Source organism: Rhodococcus sp. SORGH_AS_0303 (assembly GCF_030819335.1).
Lineage (GTDB): Bacteria > Actinomycetota > Actinomycetes > Mycobacteriales > Mycobacteriaceae > Rhodococcoides.
In genome coordinates this window covers 3,573,409-3,595,508 of the sequence record NZ_JAUTBO010000001.1, presented here as the reverse complement: position 1 = coordinate 3,595,508, position 22,100 = coordinate 3,573,409, and the positions used below count along the sequence as shown (strand labels likewise).

At 69.3% G+C, this 22,100-nt stretch carries 19 protein-coding genes; 15 read left to right on the top strand and 4 right to left on the bottom strand.

The genetic code is table 11. The features are described from left to right. Positions 1-10 precede the first annotated feature (10 nt). From QE449_RS16935 to QE449_RS16875, 13 genes are all read left to right on the top strand, one after another. Entirely contained in the window at positions 11-745 is a 735-nt protein-coding gene (locus tag QE449_RS16935; RefSeq protein ID WP_027504192.1) for an enoyl-CoA hydratase, read from the top strand. A gap of 160 nt (positions 746-905) precedes the next feature. Continuing rightward, entirely contained in the window at positions 906-2,588 is a 1,683-nt protein-coding gene (locus tag QE449_RS16930; RefSeq protein WP_051612977.1) for a cytosine permease, read from the top strand. Positions 2,589-2,639: 51 nt separating this feature from the next. Continuing rightward, a complete protein-coding gene (locus QE449_RS16925) occupies positions 2,640-3,761 on the top strand; it encodes an MBL fold metallo-hydrolase (protein ID WP_231476150.1) in 1,122 nt (373 codons plus the stop codon). A 5-nt stretch (positions 3,762-3,766) separates the two neighbouring features. Continuing rightward, complete coding sequence (locus QE449_RS16920; protein ID WP_027504189.1) at positions 3,767-3,955, top strand: antitoxin; 189 nt, start codon at positions 3,767-3,769, stop codon at positions 3,953-3,955. Between the two features lie 24 nt (positions 3,956-3,979). After that, positions 3,980-5,611, top strand: coding sequence for a Na+/H+ antiporter (locus QE449_RS16915; RefSeq protein WP_027504188.1), 1,632 nt, complete (start codon positions 3,980-3,982; stop codon positions 5,609-5,611). A 77-nt stretch (positions 5,612-5,688) separates the two neighbouring features. Further along, positions 5,689-6,867 (top strand): lipase family protein, encoded by a 1,179-nt coding sequence (locus QE449_RS16910; RefSeq protein WP_051613065.1) that lies wholly within the window; start codon positions 5,689-5,691, stop codon positions 6,865-6,867. A 29-nt stretch (positions 6,868-6,896) separates the two neighbouring features. Next, a complete protein-coding gene (locus QE449_RS16905; protein WP_037184426.1) occupies positions 6,897-8,036 on the top strand; it encodes a sensor histidine kinase in 1,140 nt (379 codons plus the stop codon). A 33-nt stretch (positions 8,037-8,069) separates the two neighbouring features. Then, the gene (locus tag QE449_RS16900) at positions 8,070-8,894 is read left to right on the top strand and encodes a LytTR family DNA-binding domain-containing protein (protein WP_051612976.1); all 825 of its coding nucleotides are present in this window, start codon (positions 8,070-8,072) and stop codon (positions 8,892-8,894) included. Between the two features lies 1 nt (position 8,895). Then, the gene (locus QE449_RS16895; RefSeq protein ID WP_027504184.1) at positions 8,896-9,252 is read left to right on the top strand and encodes a hypothetical protein; all 357 of its coding nucleotides are present in this window, start codon (positions 8,896-8,898) and stop codon (positions 9,250-9,252) included. A 31-nt stretch (positions 9,253-9,283) separates the two neighbouring features. Next, the gene (locus QE449_RS16890) at positions 9,284-11,017 is read left to right on the top strand and encodes a cation acetate symporter (RefSeq protein ID WP_027504183.1); all 1,734 of its coding nucleotides are present in this window, start codon (positions 9,284-9,286) and stop codon (positions 11,015-11,017) included. Positions 11,018-11,158: 141 nt separating this feature from the next. Further along, positions 11,159-11,521 (top strand): DUF485 domain-containing protein, encoded by a 363-nt coding sequence (locus QE449_RS16885; RefSeq protein WP_027504182.1) that lies wholly within the window; start codon positions 11,159-11,161, stop codon positions 11,519-11,521. Further along, on the top strand, positions 11,518-13,179 hold the full coding sequence (locus tag QE449_RS16880) for a cation acetate symporter (protein ID WP_231476145.1): 1,662 nt from the start codon (positions 11,518-11,520) through the stop codon (positions 13,177-13,179). Before QE449_RS16885 ends, QE449_RS16880 begins: the two co-directional genes overlap by 4 nt. Before the next feature lie 68 nt (positions 13,180-13,247). Then, positions 13,248-13,679: an SRPBCC family protein gene (locus tag QE449_RS16875; protein WP_027504180.1), complete on the top strand. Its 432-nt coding sequence runs from the start codon at positions 13,248-13,250 to the stop codon at positions 13,677-13,679. 3 nt (positions 13,680-13,682) lie between these two features. Here the strand turns inward: QE449_RS16875 and QE449_RS16870 are convergent, their stop codons facing one another. Further along, positions 13,683-14,414, bottom strand: a complete 732-nt coding sequence (locus QE449_RS16870; protein WP_027504179.1) for an energy-coupling factor transporter transmembrane protein EcfT — start codon at positions 14,412-14,414, stop codon at positions 13,683-13,685. Next, positions 14,411-16,471, bottom strand: a complete 2,061-nt coding sequence (locus QE449_RS16865) for an ATP-binding cassette domain-containing protein (protein WP_027504178.1) — start codon at positions 16,469-16,471, stop codon at positions 14,411-14,413. Before QE449_RS16865 ends, QE449_RS16870 begins: the two co-directional genes overlap by 4 nt. A gap of 69 nt (positions 16,472-16,540) precedes the next feature. On the opposite strand from QE449_RS16865, the gene QE449_RS16860 reads away from it, so the two are divergent. Beyond that, positions 16,541-17,824 carry an MFS transporter gene (locus QE449_RS16860; RefSeq protein WP_027504177.1) on the top strand — a complete coding sequence of 428 codons (1,284 nt, stop codon included), beginning with the start codon at positions 16,541-16,543 and terminating at the stop codon, positions 17,822-17,824. Here QE449_RS16860 and QE449_RS16855 read toward each other — a convergent pair. Both QE449_RS16855 and QE449_RS16850 read right to left on the bottom strand, forming a co-directional pair. After that, positions 17,804-19,141, bottom strand: coding sequence for a DEAD/DEAH box helicase (locus QE449_RS16855; RefSeq protein WP_051612974.1), 1,338 nt, complete (start codon positions 19,139-19,141; stop codon positions 17,804-17,806). The genes QE449_RS16860 and QE449_RS16855 overlap by 21 nt on opposite strands. A 681-nt stretch (positions 19,142-19,822) precedes the next feature. Continuing rightward, entirely contained in the window at positions 19,823-20,719 is an 897-nt protein-coding gene (locus QE449_RS16850; protein WP_027504176.1) for a DUF3089 domain-containing protein, read from the bottom strand. Positions 20,720-20,921: 202 nt separating this feature from the next. Here QE449_RS16850 and QE449_RS16845 point away from each other — a divergent pair, with 202 nt between their 5' ends. Continuing rightward, complete coding sequence (locus QE449_RS16845) at positions 20,922-22,094, top strand: site-specific integrase (protein ID WP_307109209.1); 1,173 nt, start codon at positions 20,922-20,924, stop codon at positions 22,092-22,094. Positions 22,095-22,100: the final 6 nt, after the last annotated feature.

Here is a 22,100-nt window from a genome sequence, read left to right as displayed (position 1 = left end):
AAGACACAACGTGACCATTGGTATCACCAGGAACGGCGCGGTTCTCACCGTGGAACTGCAGCGACCGGAGCGCCGCAACGCTCTGAACACGGCTCTGTGCACCGAAGTGCGTGAGGCGGTGGAGGGTGCCGAGGCGGACGGCACCCGCGTCGTCGTGATCACCGGCGAGGGCACGAGCTTCTGCGCGGGCGCCGATCTGTCGGGCGAAGCCATCGCCGACGAGTTCCCCGAGGCGCTGCTGTCGATGAACCGCGCGCTCCAGACGGTGTCGGTCCCGGTCATCGCCGCCGTGAACGGGCCTGCTGTGGGTGCGGGCACGCAGTTGGCCATCGCCGCAGACCTGCGGGTGGTCGACTCGGGCGCCTTCTTCGCCATTCCCTCCACCCGGTTGGCCATCGCCGTGGACAACTGGACCGTCAAGCGGCTGGTGTCGCTGGCCGGCGGCGGTCCCGCCCGGACGGTGCTCCTGGGTGCCGAGCAGTTGTCCGCCGAGCAGGCGCTGGCGTGCGGACTGGCCAACAAACTCGGCGATCTCGACGTCGCGCACGCGTGGGCCGAGGAGATCGCGCAGCTGGCGCCACTGTCGCTGCGTCACCTCAAACTCGTCTTCAACGACGACGGCACACGTGACGAGGCGAACGCCACGCAGCTCGACGCGTTCGCGGCCGCCTGGGCGAGCAACGACGCCGTGGAGGCGCGGATCGCGCGCAAGGAGAAGCGACGCCCGGTCTTCCAGGGCCAGTGACGACATCGGGGTCCCTGACCTGCCGATTCGGGCAAAGGCGACACCCCGGCACCACGTAACGCACTCGACACAGAGTGCGTACAGTCCGGCAACACAGCGTTCCTACGGTCATCTCGCATCGCGCCGCCACGGCGTGCGACACGACCGGAGGCACCCGACCATGACCGCTCTCGGAGACGTTCCACCCGACTCCACGCTCACGTCCGACAGTCAGAAGCAGTCGGCGGCACTGAAGGAGACGCTCGAGGACTACACGCTGCGCTTCGCCCCGCGCAGCTACCGCAAGTGGGGGACCGGCGTCGTGGCGACGTCGGCTCTCGGCGGAATCGCCTACCTCGCGGACTTCGCCATCGGCGCCAACATCGGCATCTCCTACGGCACCGGCAACGCGCTGTGGGGAATCCTGGTGTTCGCCGTCGTCATCTTCCTGACGGGTCTGCCGCTCGCCTACTACGCGGCGCGCTACAACATCGACCTCGATCTGATCACGCGCGGAAGCGGATTCGGCTACTACGGGTCGGTGGTCACCAACGTCATCTTCGCGACGTTCACGTTCATCTTCTTCGCGCTCGAAGGGTCGATCATGGCCCAGGGCCTCGAACTGGGGCTGAACATCCCGCTGCCCATCGGGTACGCGGTGTCCACCCTGATGGTCATCCCGTTGGTCATCTACGGCATGAAGGCGCTCGCCACACTGCAGGTGTGGACGACCCCGCTGTGGCTGATCCTCATGGTGCTGCCGTTCGTCTATCTCGTGGTGAGCAACCCCGACTCCATCGGTCAGTTCATGGCCTACGGTGGTGCCGACGGTGCCGCCGGCACCGGTGTGAACCTCGGATCCGTCATGCTGGCCGCGGGTGTCTGCCTCTCGTTGATCGCTCAGATCGCGGAGCAGATCGACTACCTGCGCTTCATGCCGCCCAAGACGCCGGAGAACTCGCGTCGCTGGTGGACGGCCGTCCTGCTCGCGGGGCCGGGCTGGGTCATCTTCGGTGCGCTCAAGCAGATCGTCGGACTGTTCCTCGCCGTGTACCTCATCGCGAACGTGGTCGACGGATCGTCGATCGCCAACGAGCCGGTGCACCAGTTCCTCGAGATCTACGAGAACTTCATGCCGGGCTGGCTCGCCATGACCCTCGCCGTGGTGCTCGTGGTCATCTCGCAGATCAAGATCAACGTGACCAACGCGTACTCGGGCTCCCTGGCGTGGACCAACTCGTACACCCGCGTCACCAAGTCCTACCCCGGACGACTGGTCTTCGTGCTGTTCAACCTCGCGATCGCGTTGATCCTGATGGAAGCCAACATGTTCGACTTCCTCAACAACATCCTCGGGTTCTACGCGAACTGCGGTATCGCCTGGATCGCGGTGGTCGCCTCCGACATCGTGTTCAACAAGTACCTGCTGAAGCTGTCCCCGAAGGTGCCGGAGTTCCGCAGGGGGATGCTCTACGCGGTGAACCCCGTCGGTTTCGGTTCCATGGCGGTGTCCGCGATCCTGTCCATCCTCGTGTTCTTCGGGGCGTTCGGGCCGGCGATCAAGCCGTACTCGCCCATCGTGGCGCTGGTACTGGCGATCGTGCTGCCGCCCGTGCTGGCGATCGCGACCAAGGGCAAGTACTACCTGCGGCGCACCGACGACGGCATCGACCTGCCGATGTTCGACGAGTACGGCAACCCGTCCGACGCGACGCTGCTGTGCTCGGTGTCGGGCATGGAGTTCGAGCGGCCGGACATGATCGCGTCGGCCAAGAAGGGGCCGAACGGGGAGACGCTCTACATCTCGTCGCTGTCGCTGAGCACAGACAAGACGGGGGAGCACATCCTGCCGGAACAGACGTGAGCCGATACTTGTGAAGTCGGTACACATCAACCGTGGACTAGTGTCGGAGGCGTGAATCCAGCCACCGCAGCAGTGTCCATCGGGCTCGCCGCCGCAGGGTTGTCCTGGCTCGCGCGCGCGGCGTGGGGTGTGCCGTCCGCCGTCGGCGCCGGACGCGGTGCCATCCGTCCGTACGCCGCCGCGTCCTCGCACTACCGGGACCGCAAGTTCCACAACACACGCAGCAGCTCGCCGGTCGCGGCGGGGGAGCAGGCGAGCATCGGAGCCGCGATGCTCACGCGCGGCCGCTCGGGACGACCCGAGCGCGCCGTGCCGTTGGCCACCCCGCTCGCGCCGGCGGAGGCCGGGGACCTGGCCGTCACCTGGTTCGGGCACTCCTCGGTGGTCGTCGAGATCGACGGTCACCGCGTGCTCACCGATCCGGTCTGGAGCCGGCGGGTCTCACCGTCGCGGGTTCTCGGACCGGCCAGGTTGCACCCGGTACCCGTTGCGGCCGAGGCGCTTCCGCAGGTCGACGCCATCGTCATCTCGCACGATCACTACGACCACCTCGACCGTGACACGGTGGCCACGCTGCTCACGTCGCAGTCGGCGCCGTTCCTGGTGCCGCTGGGGGTGGGCGCCCATCTGCGCCGCTGGAAGGTTCCCGAGGACCGGATCGTCGAGCTCGACTGGAACGACGACGTCCGCATCGGATCGCTCACCGTCACGTGCCTGGAGGCACGACACTTCTCGGGCCGGTCCCTGGTGCGCGACACCACGCAGTGGGCGTCGTGGTCGGTGGTGGGTCCGGAGCACCGGGCCTTCTTCGGCGGCGACACCGGCTACACCGAGGCGTTCGCGGACATCGGCGCGCGGCTCGGTCCGTTCGACGTGACCCTGCTTCCCGTCGGTGCCTACGACGACCGGTGGCCGGACATCCACATGAACCCCGAGGAGGCGGCGCGGTCGCACGGTGACCTGCAACAGGGCACCCCGTCCTCCGGCATCGTCGTGCCCGTCCACTGGGCGACCTTCAACCTCGCGTTCCACCCGTGGTCCGAACCCGTGGAGCGGCTGCTGACGGCCGCCGAGGCGGAGCGGATCTCGGTGGTGGTGCCGATGCCGGGCCAGCGTGTCGATCTCGCGCGTCCTCTCCCGCACCGGCGTTGGTGGTCCGGCGCGGTATCGTGACGACCATGGCACTCGTGGGCAACCTCAAGAAGCTGATCGGCCAGGGCAAGAAGGCCGCCGCTCAGAACAGTGACAAGATCGAGAAGGCCGTGGACAAGGCAGCGGACTTCGCCGACAAGAAGACGCAGGGCAAGTACGCCGACAAGATCGACAAGGTCCAGGACGCCGCCAAGAAGGCGATCCCCGAGAAGTAGCAGACCCGCGCGGTAGTCGAGTCGATGGACGGGTGGCTCCTGCTTCTGGTGATCGTCGGGGCCGTCGTCATCGCCGGCTTCGCCAAGCGCCTCGATCTGCAGGTGCCCCTCGTTCTCGTCGCCGTCGGGTCGCTCGCCTCGTTCGTCCCCGGGCTGCCGCGTCCCGCTCTCGAACCCGAACTCCTTCTGGGCGTGATCCTTCCGCCCCTGCTGTACTCGACAGCGTTGAACTTCTCGTTCCGCTCCTTCGCGCACAACTTCCGCTCCATCGTCCGGCTCGGCGTCGGTCTCGTCGTCGTCACGACCGTCTCGGTGGGGTACTTCTCGTACTGGCTCGTCCCGGAGCTGACACTGGGCGCCGCCCTGGTCCTCGGCGCCGTGGTCGCGCCGCCCGACGCCGTCGCCGCGGTGGCCGTGGGGCGCAAGCTGGGTCTGCCCGCGCGCATGATGGCGATCCTCACCGGCGAATCACTCGTCAACGACGCGGCGGCGCTGACCCTGTTCACCATCACCGTCGCCTCCGTGACGGGAAGCCGGGTCGGCATCGACTCGCCGCTCCTGTTCTTCGTCTACGAGGTCGTGGGCGGCGTCGCCGTGGGATACGTGCTCAGCCGACTCGTGCGCTTCGTCCGCAGCCGTATGGCGGACAGCGCGCTGGAGACCGTGCTGGGCATCCTCGTTCCCTTCACCGCCTACCTCGCCGCGGAGCAGATCCACGCCTCGGGTGTGCTCTCCGTCGTCACCGCCGGATTCGTGCTCGGTTCGGCGCGCAGCGGCGACGCGATCCCGACGCGAATCCAGGAGCGGCACGTCTGGCCGACGCTCGATCTGCTCCTCGAGACCTTCGTCTTCGCCTACATGGGCCTGCAGCTCAAGTTCGTCATCGACGACATCAGCCGCGAGGGGCTGCCCGTCCACCACATCTTCCTGTACGGACTTCTGGTCCTCGCGCTCGTCATGGCAGTGCGTCCGGTGATGCTGTTCGCCGGCTCGGCGCTGCGACGCGTCTACCACCGGGCTCGATCGACCGAGGACGCGGAACTGACCTGGCGCCAGAACGTCGTCCTGTCCTGGGCCGGGATGCGCGGAGTGGTGACCCTCGCGGCGGCCGCCGGTGTCCCCTTCACCACCCTCGCGGGGGACGACTTCCCGGGGCGCGGAGTCATCCAGGCCATCGCCTTCACCGTGGCCGTCGGAACCCTGCTCATCCAGGGGGTGACATTGCCGATGGTGATCCGACGGCTGGACATCTCCGACCCGGACGAGGCCCGGCATCTCGACGAGCAGCGCGCACTCGCTCGGCAGATCGCCCGCCGTGCGGTCGAGGAGTCGCTCGACGAGGCGATGACGAAGGTCGAGGGAACCGAGGCCGCCGAGGTCGTCGATCGGGTGCGCCGCGTGATGCTGGGCCGACTCCGCACGGAGCAGGACGAGGACGATCAGGAGAGGGCCGCGCGGGCGCGGTCCTCCGGCGCGGTGTTCGATCGATGGCGGCGCACCGCACTGCGGCGACAGCGCGAGGCGTTGCTCGCCGCACGCGACGCGGGGGACCTCGACGACGAGGTTCTCGCCGCGGTTCTGGACGGGCTCGACATCGAGCAGGCCGCCACCGAGACACGGTTGCAGCGATTCATGGCGGAAAGAGGTCGAGAGTGAACGTGTGCAGGATCGGTTCGAGACCAGGACTGCGCGGCAGGGTCCCGGTCCTGCTGGGATCGGCACTGGCGGCGTCGATGCTGATGCTGTCGGGATGTGCGTCCTCGGATCCCGCGCCCACCCCGGGGAACGACGCGACCACCGACGCGGCACCCCGCTCTCCTGCCCCCACGGGCGACGAGCGCGGCTCGCTGGTCGCCGACGTGCTCCTCGGTCAGGTCGACCAGGCGGTCACCAATCTCGGCGCCACGGCGCACCGCATCACGTACCGCTCGACGTCCGGGGTGGACGGCGGCGGTGTCGACGTCACGGGCACGGTGTTCGTCCCGGCCGGCGCACCGCCCGAGGGGGGATGGCCGGTCGTGTCCGTCGGGCACGGCACGACGGGTGTGACCGACGAGTGCGCACCGTCCCTCTATCCCAATCTGCTCGGCTCCATCGGCCTGGTCACGCCGATGCTCGAACGCGGCGCCGTCGTCGCGGTGACGGACTACGAGGGCCTGGGAACCGACGATCCGCATCCGTACCTGAACGCCCCGTCGGCCGGCCACGACATCATCGACGCTGTCCGCGCAGCGCGGAACGTGGCGCCCGGCAGCGGGACTCGCTGGGCGGCGCTGGGCGTGTCGCAGGGTGGGCAGGCCACCTGGGCCGCCGCCGAGATGGCCGCGGAGTACGGCGACGGGCTCGAGTTCCTGGGATCGGCCAACCTGTCCCCGGCCGCGGACATCAGCCCGATCGCCCCGGAGTCCGGACTGGGGCAGCTCACGTTGCCCCAGAAGGCGATCATGCCGTTCGTCGTCGAGGGCTTCCTCGTGGACCATCCGGAGTACACCGACGCTGACTTCCTCAGCGGCGGACTGCTGGAGAACAAGGACGTCCTGTTGGCCTGCACGGGACCCCTGGCCGCCGGCAAGTTGACGGCCGCGGGATCCATCGGACCGGACGACGTGCGCCCCAGCTCGCCGGAAGCGTACGCCGCCATTCGAGAGTGGTTGTCGGACAACGCCCTACCGCAGGGGCGGGCCGCGGCGCCGATGATGGTGCTGGTCGGTTCGCGAGACGATCTCATCCTGCCGCAGTGGACCGAGGACGCGTCCCGCCGAGCGTGCGCGCAGGGCGACGTCATCGACTACCGGGTCCGGGCGGACCAGGGCCACGCCGACTCGGCCGCCAACATCGAGGGCATCGACTGGATCACCCAGCGGTTCGAGGGAACCGGACAACCGACGAACACGTGTGACCAGGTGCCGTGACAGCCACCACGGCGGTCGTCCTGTTGGTGATGGCCGCGGTCGTCGCCGGTGCGGTCGTCGTCATCACGCGCCGGGGGACGCGCCCGCTGACCACGCCCACCGAACGCGCGGTGCACGCCGCGCTGCACACCGCATCGCTCGCGGCACGCCCGTTGCGGCGGGGCCTCGACGCCGCGTCCGCGTCGGAGGCGGCGCCGCACCTGCGCACACTGACCGGCGCCGCCGCCGTCGTCCTGGCGGGACCGGACGGGACGGTGTTGGGCCACGACGGTCCCGTCGACGGGACCCTGGACGAGTTCCCCGTGGTCGCCCGCCGCGCCGTCGACACCGAGCGTCGGGTGCTGCTGCGCACCGCCGCGACCGCGGACGCCCCGGCACGTTCGGTGGTGGTGCAGCCGGTCCTCACCGAGGGCGCCGGCGTGGTCTGCGTGCTGGGCGTGGTCACGCTGGAGGAACCCGGTCCCGGTCTTCTCGGGGCCTGCACCGAGGTCGCGCGGTACGTCGGCGAGCAGGTCGAGCTGGCCGAACTCGACGCGAGCAGAGCACGCCTCGACCGGGCCGAGGTCCGGGCGCTGCGCGCCCAGATCAGCCCGCACTTCATCTACAACGCCCTGACGACCATCGCGTCGTTCGTGCGGACCGATCCCGATCGTGCGCGCGAGCTGGTCCTCGAGTTCGCCGACTTCACGCGCTACTCGTTCCGCACGGCGGGGGAGTTCACGGTGCTCTCCGACGAGCTCCGCAACATCGACCGGTACCTCACGCTCGAGCGCGCGCGTTTCGGTGACTCCCTCGACGTGACGGTGCAGATCGCTCCCGAGGTACTGGGAGTGGTGTTGCCGTTCCTGGCGCTGCAGCCCCTCGTCGAGAACGCGGTGCGCCACGGCGTCGCCGGCCGGGGACGCGGCCGCATCACCGTCATCGCGGCGGACGCGGGTACGGACGCGGCCATCAGCATCGAGGACGACGGTGTCGGCATGGATCCGGAACTGCTGCGCTCCGGCGACCTGGGATCGGAGGAGGGGGTGCACGTCGGACTCGCCAACGTCGACGACCGGTTGCGCGCCGCCTTCGGCAACGACTACGGCCTGGTGGTGGAGACCGCGCCGGACGCCGGCACCAAGGTGAGTATGCGGATCCCGAAATTTCGGGCAGGCATCCGGCCCTGACGTGCGCGCGCGACATGGCACGATGAAGACGCCATGAGCCCCACCCATGCCACCGAGGCGACCACGCCCGCCGCTGCCGACCGGCCCCTGCGGCTGCTCGCCGTGGACGACGAGCGGCCGGCCCTGGACGAACTCGTCTACCTGCTGCGCCGCCACCCGGCGGTCGGATCGGTCGAGGGCGCGAGCGACGCCACCACGGCGCTGCGCATCCTGCGCGACGCGCCGGTCGACGGTGTCTTTCTCGACATCGACATGCCCGGACTCGACGGCATGGAACTGGCCGGAGTGCTGAGCAACTTCGCCTCACCGCCGGCGGTCGTCTTCGTGACGGCCCACGACGATCGCGCCGTCGCCGCCTTCGAGATCGGGGCCGTCGACTACCTCCTCAAGCCGATCCGTGACCAGCGCCTGTCCGACGCTGTCCGCCGCGTCGTCGACAAGAGGTCCGGCGCGGTACCGGGTCCCGCGGGGCGCAGCGACCAGGACGACGTGATCCCGGTGGAGCTCGGCGGTGTGACGACGATGGTGCCGCGATCCACCGTCGTCTGGGTGGAGGCCGAGGGCGACTACGCCCGGCTGCACACGACGACCGGCACCCACCTGGTGCGGATCGCCCTCTCGACGCTGGAGTCCCGCTGGGCCGACCACGGATTCCTGCGCGTCCATCGGTCGTACCTCGTGTCCGTCGGCCAGGTCGGGGGGACCCGCACCGTCGGGTCCGGACTGGTGGTCTGCCTGCGCGGCACGGGTGCCTGCCCACCCGTCGAGCTCCCGGTGAGCCGCCGCCACACCCGCGAACTCCGCGATCGGCTCGTCCGCGGCCCACGAGCGGCACTCGCCGGACAGCACCGTTCCTGAGATGGCGGCGCAGCGAGAGAAGGTGGTGTTGGCCCAGCGCCGCGGCGCACGCATCGTGCGCACCCGGGTGGAGGTCCAGGAGCAGACCGAGGTGGGCGAGGCCATGATCAACGGCCTGGTCCGCGCACAGTTGGCGCTCGCGTTGCGCACCGCGGCCGTCGTCGTCCTGATCCTCGGCATCGTCCCGCTGGTGTGGGTGTTCGCGCCGGCCGCGGGTACCGCACGCATCGCCGGCATCGGGGTTCCGTGGTGGGCACTCGCCGTCGCCGCGTACCCGGTCCTGCTGGTCGCCGGGTACCTCTTCGTCCGTTCGGCCGAGCGCAACGAGCAGGAGTTCACCGAACTGGTGGAGGACTGATGGCCGGCGCTCTCACGTCCGGCACGCGCTGATGGTGTCCGTCCCCACGGTGCTCGCCGTCATCTTCTCGGCGGTGGCCACGGTCGCGGTGGGCGCGTACGGAGTCCGGTTGGCGCGCACCACCTCCGACTTCCTCGTCGCCTCCCGTAGCGTGGGTCCGCGGTGGAACGCCGCGGCCGTGTCCGGTGAGTACCTCTCGGCCGCATCGTTTCTCGGGGTCGCGGGCCTGATCGCCAAGTACGGTGCCGACGCACTGTGGTACCCGGTGGGCTTCACGGCCGGGTATCTCGGGCTGTTGCTGTTCGTCTCGGCGCCGCTGCGACGGTCCGGTGCGTACACGGTGCCGGACTTCGCCGAGTTCCGCCTCGGTTCGGCGCGGCTCCGCACGTTGGCCATGCTGGTGGTCGCCGGGGTGTGCGCGCTGTACCTCGTCCCGCAGCTGCAGGGCGCCGGGCTCACCCTCAACATCCTTCTCGGCGTTCCCAGTTGGGTCGGCGCGGCTGTCATCGGGGTGATCGTGATCCTCAACGTGGTCGGCGGCGGCATGCGCTCCATCACGTTCGTCCAGGCGTTCCAGTACTGGCTCAAGCTGACGGCCGTCGCGGTACCGGCGCTGGTGCTCGCGGTGCATTTCGCGGCCGATCCGCGCGAGATGGGCACTCCCGCACCGCCGTCCGTGGACACCGCCACGACTGTCGACATCAGTACCGACGTCGTCGTGCAGGTGCAGGAGAACCTCGACGTCGTGGTCCGCGGCACCGTCGACGGCGCCGCGGTGGACGGACCGACGACACTCGACGCGGGCGACCACACCCTGCAGTCGGGCACGGTGCTCGAACTCGAGGCCGGATCGCCGGTCCCCGTGGTGGCGGGCGCACCGGTCGAGGGCTCCGACTGGCTCTCGCCCGGCAACGGTTTCGGTGGTCCCTTCCCGCTGTACCAGGTGTACTCGCTGATCCTCGCCACGTTCCTCGGCACGATGGGGCTGCCCCACGTCCTCGTGCGCTTCTACACCAACCCGGACGGGCCGGCGGCCCGCTGGACGGCGCTGACCGTGGTGGGTCTGCTGTCGGTGTTCTACCTGTTCCCGACGGTGCTGGGTGTGTTCGCACGCCTGTACGTTCCCCAGTTGCTGATCACCGGAGCATCCGACGCGGCCGTGCTCCTGCTGCCGTCGGCGGCCATCGACGGGGTGCCGGGGCTGCTGCTCGCCGCACTCGTCGCCGCGGGCGCGATGGCGGCGTTCCTGTCCACGTCGTCGGGACTGCTGGTGACCATCGCCGGAGTGCTCAGCACCGACGTCCTGCGCGGCCGGGTACGCGACTTCCGGATCGCCGCGATCGTGGCCGGCACCGGTCCGCTGCTGCTGTCGGTCGGGCTGGTGACGCTCGACCTCTCCCGCACCGTCGGGCTCGTGTTCGCCGTCGCGGCGTCGACGCTGTGTCCGCTGCTGGTGCTCGGCATCTGGTGGCGCGGTCTCACCGCCGCCGGGGCCGCCGCGGGGCTGATCGTCGGCGGCGGGGTCTCCACGGCCGCCGCATCCCTCGCCGTGCTCGGCGGGGTGTCCGACCAGCTCCTGGGTGGGTGGGCCGCGGCGATCGTCGGCTACCCGGCGGCGGTCAGCGTGCCCCTCGCCTTCGCCGGGATGGTGACGGTGTCGCTGGCGACTCGGTCCTCGATACCGCTGGACATCGGCCGCATCATGTCGGCCATGCACGCACCCGAACGCCTCGGTCTGGGCGTGGAGCGACTGCGCAAGCAGTGAGCGGCACGACCGTTCGTCCCGCCCGGCAGACCGTTCGGCGCACCGGCGCGCTGCTCGGCGTGTGATCGGCGCCACGCCGTATCGGTGTGATGGTGGTCTCACTACCGTCATCCGAGTATCTCCCGACACGTAGGAGCACCCGTGACCACCGCACAACCCCATTCGGGCGCACACCCCGAACCCCGGACCCCGTCCCCCCAGGACTTCGTCGACATGCAGGCCACGCCCGAGTTCCAGGAACTCAAGAAGCGCCTGCGCGGCTTCGTCTTCCCGATGGCCGCCTTCTTCCTCATCTGGTACACGACGTACGTGCTCCTCGGGGCGTACGCACACGACTTCATGGCCACCCGCGTCTTCGGCAACATCAACGTCGGACTGCTGCTCGGACTCGGACAGTTCGTGACGACGTTCGCCATCACCGGCATCTACGTGAAGTTCGCGAACCGTGAGCTCGACCCCCGTGCCGCGAAGATCCGCGACGAACTCGAAGGACCCCTCCAGTGACCACCTACTCTGCCGCGCAGCAGTTCCTGGCCCAGCAGACGATCGAGGCCGAGACCGTCGGCAGCCCGCTCGTCAACATCTCGATCTTCGCGGTCTTCGTCATCGTGACCATGGCCGTGGTGATCAAGGCCAGCAAGAAGAACGCCACCTCCGCGGAGTTCTTCACCGCGGGCGGCGGCTTCTCCGGACCGCAGAACGGTGTCGCCATCGCCGGTGACTACCTCTCCGCGGCGAGCTTCCTCGGCATCGCGGGCGCCATCGCCGTCTACGGTTACGACGGCTTCCTGTACTCCATCGGCTTCCTCGTCGCGTGGCTCGTCGCCCTGCTTCTCGTCGCCGAGATGTTGCGCAACACCGGCAAGTTCACGATGGCCGACGTGCTGAGCTTCCGCCTCAAGCAGGGCCCGGTGCGTACCGCCGCCGCGTTGTCGACACTCACGGTGTCGTTCTTCTACCTGCTCGCGCAGATGGCCGGAGCCGGCGGCCTCGTCGCACTGCTCCTCGACATCTCGGATCGCACGGGACAGTCCATCGTCATCGCGGTCGTCGGCGTCCTGATGATCGTCTACGTCCTCGTCGGCGGTATGAAGGGCACCACCTGGGTGCAGATCATCAAGGCCGCGCTGCTCATCGCCGGTGCCGGTCTCATGACGGTGATGGTGCTGGCCAAGTTCGGCTTCAACCTGTCCGAGATCCTCGGCAGCGCGCAGACCATGGTCGGCGACTCGGTCTCCGAGACCGTCGCCGCGCGTGACGTTCTCGCCCCCGGCGCCCAGTACGGCGGCTCGGCCACGTCGCAGCTGAACTTCGTCTCGCTCGGTATCGCCCTGGTGCTCGGCACCGCCGGCCTGCCGCACGTGCTCATGCGCTTCTACACGGTGCCCACCGCCAAGGAAGCCCGTCGCAGCGTCGTCTGGGCGATCGCGCTGATCGGTGCGTTCTACCTCTTCACGCTGGTGCTCGGCTACGGCGCCGCCGCCATCGTCGGACCGGACCGCATCCTCGCCGCGGCCGGCGGACAGAACGCTGCCGCACCGCTTCTCGCGTTCGAACTCGGCGGGGTGATCCTGCTGGGCGTCATCTCGGCGGTCGCCTTCGCGACGATCCTCGCGGTCGTCGCCGGCCTCACCATCACGGCGTCCGCGTCCTTCGCTCACGACATCTACGCCGGTGTCATCAAGAAGGGCAAGGTCGACGACAAGAAGCAGGTCCAGGTCTCCCGCATCACCGCCGTCGTCATCGGCATCCTCGCCATCGGTGGCGGCATCCTGGCCAACGGACAGAACATCGCCTTCCTCGTGGCGCTGGCCTTCGCGGTCGCCGCGGCGGCCAACCTGCCGACCATCCTGTACTCGCTCTTCTGGCGACGCTTCACCACGCGCGGCGCGCTGTGGAGCATGTACGGCGGTCTGATCTCCACCATCGTGCTCATCATCTTCTCCCCGGCCGTGTCCGGCTCGGCGACGGCGATGATCAAGGGCTCGGACTTCGCCTGGTTCCCCCTGTCGAACCCGGGCATCGTCTCGATCCCGCTCGCCTTCATCCTCGGCATCGTGGGAACGCTGACGAGCAAGGACAACGAGAGCACCGACAAGGCGGCGGAGATGGAGGTGCGATCCCTCACCGGCGTCGGCGCCGAGAAGCCGGTCGCTCACTAGGATTCGTCCTGGAAGTTCGGACACGATGCGGGCCACCGCGGGTGTCGTCACGCGCTAGTGTTCACGGCGTGGCGAAACTCGAGGTGGTCCGCATCGTTCCTCTGTCCGCGGAGGATGCCTGGAACGGCGCATCCGATCTGACGCGGTACGAGGAATGGCTCAGCATTCACGACGGGTGGCGCGGCGACCTGCCCGCCGAACTGTCCGAGGGCACGCAGATGGCGTCCGTGGTGTCGGTCAAGGGCATGCGGAACCGGGTGCAGTGGACCGTGAAGAAGTACTCCCCGCCGCGCGAGCTCGAACTGAAGGGCGCGGGCAAGGGCGGGGTCAAGGTCTCGTTGAAGCTCACCGTCGCGGAGAAGAAGGACGGCTCCGAGCTGAAGATGACGATCGATCTCGGCGGCGCGCCCCTGTTCGGTCCCGTGGGATCCGGTGTGGCGCGTGCGCTCAAGGGCGACATCGAGAAGTCCGTCGACACGTTCGTCACCGTCTTCTCCTGAGCGTCAGGACAGTACGACCCCCGTCGCGCACGCGGCGATCACCAGCACCAGGGCGACCGCGTCGGATCCGTGCGGGCGACGTCGGCCCGACGTGATGCTGCCGCTGCCGCCGCGCACCGCGATCGCCTCGCCCATGTCGGCCGACCGCCGGATGGCCACCGACATGATGGCGGCCATGATGTCGATGAGGAATGTGTCCTGCGTCTTGCCGCTGCGCGTGCTCTTGCGGGGTCGGAGCTTGCGTGCGGCCACCAGCGTGTAGACGTCGTCGACCAACATCGGCAGCGACCGCAGCAGCAGAGCCATCGAGACGGCCCACTCGTCCACGGGCGCACCGACTCTGCGCAGGGGCGACAACAGAGTGGCGATGGCCGGTGCGATGTCCGCCATCGACGTCGTCCAGGCCACGGTGAGCGTCGCCCACAGCAGCACGACGCCGAACAGGATGCCGCGGAAGTAGATCCACACGGCGTCGACGCCGACCACCGAGTTCACCGCGGCACCGAACGCGACCAGTCCCCAGAGCCACCACGGCGGAACGGGGATCGCGAACACCGGGACTCGTGCGGCGATCGCCGCGAGCAGCAGGACGACGGACACCGCGGCGAGCATCGGCCAGGTCGGGTAGACCACCAGCGACCCGCCCAGCAGCGTGACCGCCACGAGTTTCGTTCCCGCCCAGAGTCGGTGGACCGACGTCTCCCGCGGAAGTTCGCGGAGCAGTGTGCCTCTCACCGGGTCGCTCCTCGTTCGATGGTGTCGTTCGTGGACTCGGGCGCCACGGTGCCGTGGTCGAGCACGACGGTGCGCGAGCGGACGGACGCCAGGGTGTCGACGTCGTGCGAGATGATGACGAGGGTGAGCCCCGTGCGGCGCAGATGGGTGAGCAGGGCGGTGATCTCCCGTCGACCCGGCGGATCGAGTCCGGCGAGCGGTTCGTCGAGCACCAGGACGTCCGGCTTGCCCACCAGAAGTCCGGCCAGCGCGACGCGCCGCATCTGCCCGCCACTCAGTTCGTCGACACGCGCGCCCGCGATGCGGCGATCGAGTCCCACCTGGTCGAGGACACGGCTGACGTCGATGGTGCCCACGTCGGTTCCTCCCGCGGCCTCGATGTCCTCGGACACGGTGCGGCGCTGCAGTTGCAATCGAGCGTGCTGGAACGAGAGCGCGACGGTGCCGACGGACGACGACGTGGCCTTGCCCGAGAGCTCGCACGTGCCCTCGGAGGGCTTCGTCAGGCCGGCCATGATCCAGGCCAGCGTGGATTTGCCGGAGCCGTTGCCGCCGATGACGAGCAACCCCTCGCCGCGATGCACCGTGAGGTCGATTCCCTCGAGCGCGCGGGTGGCCCACGGACCGCGTCGGTCGTACACGTGACCGACGCCGCGCAGCACCAGTAACGGTGGTCCGGGCGGCGGCAGCGGATCCGTCCGCAGCGGAGTCGACGACATCCAGTTCGGGTCGTGCATCACCCGGCGGCCGCGGTGCAGCCGTACGACGTCGTCGGCCAGCGCTGCCTCGGTCGCGCGATGGGTGATGAGGACGACGGCCATGCCGTGGCGACGGGGGAGCCGGGCGAGCAGTTCGACGAGATCGCGCTGTCCCTCGGGGTCGATCATCGCGGTGGCCTCGTCGGCGACAAGCAGCCGTGGTTCGCGAGCCAGCGCCGCGGCGACGGCGAGGCGCTGCAGTTCGCCACCGGACAGGCTGCCGGTGTCGCGCAGCCCGTACCCGGCCAGGCCCACTTCGGCGAGCAGGGCCTCGACACGGTCCGGTGTCGGCCGCGCCGCCGCCGGCAGGCCCCACACGACGTCGTCGGCCACGCGGGTACCGAGGATCTGGGACTCGGGATGCTGCAGAATCATCGCGGTTCCGCCGATCAGGCCGAGCCCGGTGGAACCCGTCCGGTCGATCCGGCCGCCCGTCGGCTCGGTGCCCACCAGGATGCGAGCGAGGGTCGACTTGCCGGATCCGTTGGCGCCGACGACGGCCACGAAACGGCCGGGCACGATCTCGAGATCGAGTGGGCCCAGCGCGTCGTCGTGACCGCCCCGGTAGCGGTAGGTCACGCCCGTAAACCGCACGGGCACGGGGTGCGGTGCGGCCGCGTCGTCGGGGGTGACCACGACGTCGGGCAACTCGCCCCGCGACTCCAGCTCGCCGAGGCGGGACAGGGTGGCGCGCAGCACCCACCACGCGACGACGCCGCTGACGGCCGTCGACATCAGCGCCGAGACGAAGACGAGCACCCACCAGTACCCCAGGGCGAAGGAGGCGTAGTCGGCCACGGCGGTGGCGACGTCCTCGGCGGGTGCGATCCTGCCGACGATGTCCGCGCTGCCGCGGATCGAGTTGTCGAGGACGGTGAGGAACAGCTCGCGCAGTCCGCTGAGGATCAGCAGCATCAGCACGGAGAGGGCGCCCACCACGGCGCCGGTGAGCAGCGAGAGGGTGAGCACCGACGTGAACCCACGTCCGCGTCGGACGCTCACTCCCACGATGCCGGCCAGCACTCCGGAGATCGTCATCGTCAGCGCGGTGCCGAACCCGCCCGCGACGAACGACACGAGCATGCCGGCGGTACCGGCGACGGCCAGTGCCCGCAGGCGGTGGCGGTGGGCGATGACGGCCAACGGGACGATGGCGACGATCTGCAGCGCACCCGCCACGGGAATGAGGGCGCCGATCACCGAGAACGCGACGGCGAGGGCGGTCATCACCGATCCGGTCGCGAGTTCGTCCGGGTGTAGCGTCTTCGTACCGCGACCTGTGGCCGTTCTGGATCTCACCCCTCGAGTGTGCCACCGGCGTGTCCGGTTCCCGTTCCGACGGAGACCCGCGGAACGAGAAAGTGAGCCATGACGTCCGACTCCGACGCCGCCGTGCAGATCACGCGCCCGAGACGCGTGCACCGGGCCTGGATCGTCGCCGCCGTGGCGTTCCTCGCACTCCTCGGGGCCGCGGGGTTCCGCGCCGCTCCGTCGGTGCTGATGGTGCCGATCACCGACGAGTTCGGCTGGTCGCGCGGCGTGCTGTCCGCGGCGGTGGGTGTCAACCTGCTGCTCTTCGGGCTGACCGCACCGTTCGCGGCGGCACTGATGGACCGCTTCGGCATCCGGACGGTGACGTCCGTCGCCCTCACCGTCGTGGCCCTGGGCAGCGCCCTCACCGTGTTCGTCACCGCGCCGTGGCAGATCCTGCTGACGTGGGGACTGCTCATCGGCCTGGGTACCGGATCGATGGCACTCGTCTTCGCCGCCATGGTCACCGACCGATGGTTCGTGCGGCGGCGCGGGCTCGTGTCCGGCATCCTCACGGCCGGGTCCGCGACCGGTCAGCTCATCTTCCTGCCCGTGGTCGCCGCGCTCGCCGACAGCTCGGGATGGCGGACGGCGTCACTCGTCGTGGCGGGCGGTGCCCTGGCCGTGGTGCCGTTCGTCCTGCTGTTTCTGCGGAACTCTCCGGAGGAGGTGGGGGAGCTGCCGTACGGGGCGACCGAGCAGCCCGCCCCGGTGCTCGTCACGGGGAATCCCGCGATGCGGGCGATCCGAGCACTGCGGGACGCGTCGTCCGTGCGGACGTTCTGGGCGTTGATGGTGGGCTTCGCGATCTGCGGCGCCACCACGAACGGGCTGGTCGGGGTGCACTTCATCCCGTCCGCGCACGACCACGGCATGCCGCAGACCACGGCCGCCGGACTGCTGGCCGTGGTAGGGATCTTCGACATCGTGGGCACCATCGCGTCGGGCTGGCTCACCGACCGGGTGGATCCGAGACTGCTGCTGGGCGCGTACTACGCCTTCCGAGGCGTCGCCCTGCTGTTCCTGCCGGCGCTGCTGTCCGACGCCCTGCACCCGTCGATCGTGGTGTTCATCGTCGTGTACGGCCTCGACTGGGTCGCCACGGTGCCGCCCACCATCGCTCTGTGCCGCGAGGTGTTCGGCACGCAGGGGCCGCTGGTCTTCGGCTGGGTGTTCGCCTCGCACCAGGTGGGCGCGGGCATCGCGTCCGTGGTGGCGGGGGTCGTGCGCGATGCCACCGGTGAGTACACCGCCGCCTGGTTCGGCGCAGCTGGTCTCTGCGTCGTGGCGGCGGTGCTCAGCGTCGGGATCGCTCGGCGATCAGCCCCGGTAACCGGCTGATTCGCTGCGCGCGGTGGTGGGGCGACGACGTCGACCCGAACCCCCGTTGGAGTTGCCGGCATGACCGCCGCGGGTGGAGCGTCCGCGTCCGGGCTGCTGCTGCTTCGGAGCCGGTGCGGCCTCCTTGGGAGCGGGCTTGACGTAGGCCGCGACGTCGCCGACCAGCTCCTGGACGGCCGGTGAGTCGACGGTCACGCGCTGCGGCGCCGCGTCGATCTTGGCCTTGCGCATCAGGACCGACAGGTCTCGACGCTGCTCCGGCAGGACGACGGTGACGACGTCGCCGGCGCTGCCCGCACGGGCCGTACGGCCACTGCGGTGCAGGTAGGCCTTGTGCTCGGCGGGCGGATCGACGTGGACGACCAGCTCGACGTTGTCGACGTGCACACCGCGCGCCGCGACGTCCGTGGCCACGAGCACGCGCGCGTCGCCGTTGGAGAACGCAGCGAGGTTGCGGTCACGCGCAGCCTGCGACAGGTTGCCGTGCAGGTCGACGGACGGGATGCCGGCCTCGGTGAGTTGACGCGCCAGCTTGCGAGCCTGGTGCTTGGTGCGCATGAAGAGGATGCGGCGACCCTCACCGGAGGCGAGGCGCTGGACCAGCGCCTTCTTGCCGTCGACGCCGCCCACCTCGAAGATGTGGTGGGTCATCGCGGCGACGGGGGAGTTCTCCTCGTCGACGGAGTGCTGCACCGGGTCGGTGAGGAACTGCTTGACCAGCTTGTCGACGCCGTTGTCCAGCGTCGCCGAGAACAGCATGCGCTGTCCGTGCGAGGGTGTGGCCTTCATGATGCGCGTGACGCCGGGCAGGAAGCCGAGGTCCGCCATGTGGTCGGCCTCGTCGAGCACGGTGATCTCGATGTCGTCCAGCGTCACCAGACGCTGCTTCATCAGATCCTCGAGGCGACCGGGGCAGGCGACGACGATGTCGACGCCGCGGCTGAGCGCGGTGACCTGGCGTGCCTGCGAGACGCCACCGAAGATCGTGGTGACGCGCAGGTTCGACGCCATGGTGAGCGGCTCGAGGGCGGCAGCGATCTGGGTGGCCAGCTCACGGGTGGGGGCGAGGATCAGACCACGCGGGCGGTTGGGCTTGCGGACGCCCGAGAACGTCTCGCCGAGCCGGGACACCATGGGGATGGAGAACGCGAGAGTCTTTCCGCTGCCGGTCTTTCCGCGTCCGAGGACGTCGCGACCCTTCAGCGTGTCGGGCAGGGTGTCCGCCTGGATGGGGAACGGTGACGCGATGCCGGCAGCTGTGAGAGCGCGGACGAGACGGTCACTGACGCCGAGGTCGGCGAAGGAGGAAGAAGTCATGAAGAGTTCGAGTGCCTTTCGGGCATCTGAGCACTCCTGTGGCGGAGCGCAGAATGGCGAGACTGCCGGTGGGCAGTTCCGATCGCCGTAAGAAAAATTCGTGCTGATTCCACGACGTACGCCGCGCACAGTGGCGCAGCAGCGTGACCCAGTATAGCCGGTCCGTCGCTGTGACCGCCGTCTCGCAGCGCGTGGGGTGGGTGCTGTGCACGCTCTGCCGGGTGGAGTTGTTGTGGCGGAACGGGATCGGCAGTGCGTGCACACCATTTCTGGTGGGTGTACACCCCTCCCGGCAGGCCGCAGCGGGTGTGCGCCTCACGGAATCGGTGTGCGGTTCGGAGTACGGGTCTGGTTCGCGTGTGCGCACCCGGGTGATGAGCGCGCGCGGCTGCGGTGGGTGTGCGCTTCGGTGCAAGGCCCGGTAGGGGTGTGCACACCCCCTCTGGTGAGCGCACACCCCTCCCAGCAGGCCGCAGCGGGTGTGCGCTTCACGGAATCGGTGTGCGCTTCGGCGTGCGGGTCTGGTTCGCGTGTGCGCACCCCGTGTGACCGGCGCGCACGGGGCTGCGGTGGGTGCGCGGGAGATGCTGGCCCGGTAGGGGTGTGCACCCCCCCTCTGGTGGGCGCACATCCCTCCCAGCAGGCCGCAGCGGGTGTGCGCCTCACGGAATCGGTGTGCGGTCAGGCAGTGAACGCCGCGCTCTGCGACCGCACCAGATCGACCAGTGTCTGTTGCGGAATCGTCAGGTCCAGCAGGTGCAGCCCCCAGGTCGCGTTCGGCAGCGTGGGCAGGGCCGAGGCTCCGGGGCCGTCGATCATGAGCACGTTGTCACCGTCGCACTGCGCCGTGAGGTTCGGCAACGGCCCCAGTACCGGCGTCCTGGCATTCGCTTCGAGCGACGCCGGGTTGGTGCAGAGGATGCCGTCGCCGCCGTAGCGGGAGTCGGGTGGGGGAGTGCGCGAGAACGTGGAATACGCGACCACGCAACCGGTCTCGCTCACATCCGTGCACGGGGCGACGGTGGTGAAGTCCGACGTCCGCACCGAGATGCCGGGAATGATGGCGGACACCAACAGCGCTCGCGTCGCGGGATCCGGTTCGATGCGTTGCTGCAGGAGCGTGCGTAGCATGCGTGAACCCTGCGAATGGCCGACAAGCACGACACCGCGTTCCGAGTTCCGCTGCGCGAGGAAATCGGTCCACGCCGCATCGATGTCCACGTAGGCCGCGGCGAGTGCCGCATCGCGTGCGGGACCGTCGGCCGTGGCGAGGCTCAGCAGCGTGGCCTGACGGTAGACCGGAGCCCAGACGTTGCACACGTAGCCGAACGGGCGGGCCTGCGCCGCCGCGGCGAAGGCGAGTTCGGGGGATGTGTCGAGGTTCGCCGACTGCGCCGGTTGCAGAGAGGCGGTGGGGTAGACGTAGAAGCAGTCGACAGGGGCGTCGGTGCCACCACCACACGGATCCGCGGTGCCGGGCCGGCAGAGCCAGGTTGTCGACGGTGCTGCCGACGCGGCCGGCACCGACAGGAAAAGTGAGCCGAACAGGGCTGCCACCAGGAGGAGCGCGCGCGTCATGGCTGGACTGTAGCGGGGCTTTCGGTGCCCTCGGCAGGATTCGAACATGCCGAACACTGAAAGCATCGCCGCAGCTCAGACCCGGTAAAACCGTCGTGAGCTGGTCTGACGTCTCGACGCGGTGCGGAATCAAGTGTCCTTCTGGGGAACCGCCTACCATCGTGAGTCAAACGATTGTTCCCACGATCCGAGGCGGCACGTCATGGTCAAACGCTCGAAGCGCAACAGCTGGGGCCGTGTGGACGAGCTGCCGAGTGGCCGCTACCGCGCCAGCTACCTGCACCGTGGGCAGCTTTGGAACCCGCCGCGACGGACCTTCGCCACTCGGATGGACGCGACCGCCTATCTCAAGGCCGAGCGCGCTCTGATCGACGCCGAGACGTGGACCCCGCCCGCCCAACGCACCGAGGCAGCAAAGGGCGTCACGGTCGCTGAGTACGCCGCTGAGCGCGTGGCAGCACGGACCCTGTCCGAACGCACCCGCGAGCACTACGAAGGGCTTGTTCGTCTCCACATCGCGTCGACGGAGTTGGGACGAACCGCGCTGGCAGCCGTGACGGTCGACAACGTCGAAGACTGGCACCGATCCCTCGTGACCGGGCCGACCGCACGGGCTCACGCGTACGCGCTCCTGCATTCCGTGATGGCCGACGCCGTGCGAACCGGTCGACGCACCAGCAACCCCGCCGTGGTCGTCGGCGCGCAGAACGCAAAGTCGAAGGCCCGTATCCGCGCCCTGACCGCGCAGCAGCTCGTGACCGTGGCGAACGCCGCCGACCCCGCCTACCGCGCCGCCATTCTCCTGGCCGGTACCTGCACGTTGCGATCTGGCGAGCTGAAAGGTCTGAGACGGTCCGACGTGGCCGCAGACGGGTCGACTGTCACCGTTAACCGTGCGGTGAATTTCCGGTCTGGTCGGTGGATCGTGAAGGCACCCAAGTCCGACGCGGGGGTGAGGACCATCGCCGTCCCGGCGTTCGTGCGGCCGACACTCGTGGCGCAGCTCGACGTGATCGGGGCCGCTCGTGGCGCGGTGTTCTTCCCCGGCAGGACCGGGGCCGAGTACATGACCGACTGGGAATTTCGCCGCGCTGTGGCCGAGGCAGGCCGGTCTATCGGGCTCGACGGATCCGACGACGACCACAAGCCACTACGACCGCACGAACTGCGCCACACCGCTGGCACCCTGGCCGCTCAGACCGGCGCGACGGTCAAGGAACTCATGTCCCGTCTCGGTCACTCGACCTACGCGATGGCGGTCCGGTATCAGCAGGCATCGGCAGAGCGGGACCTGCGCACCTGGCCGACAAGCTCGACGCGATGTTCACCGGCACGAACTAGACCCGACGCGGCCAAACTCTCGACCCGAGGTTGAGCGAAC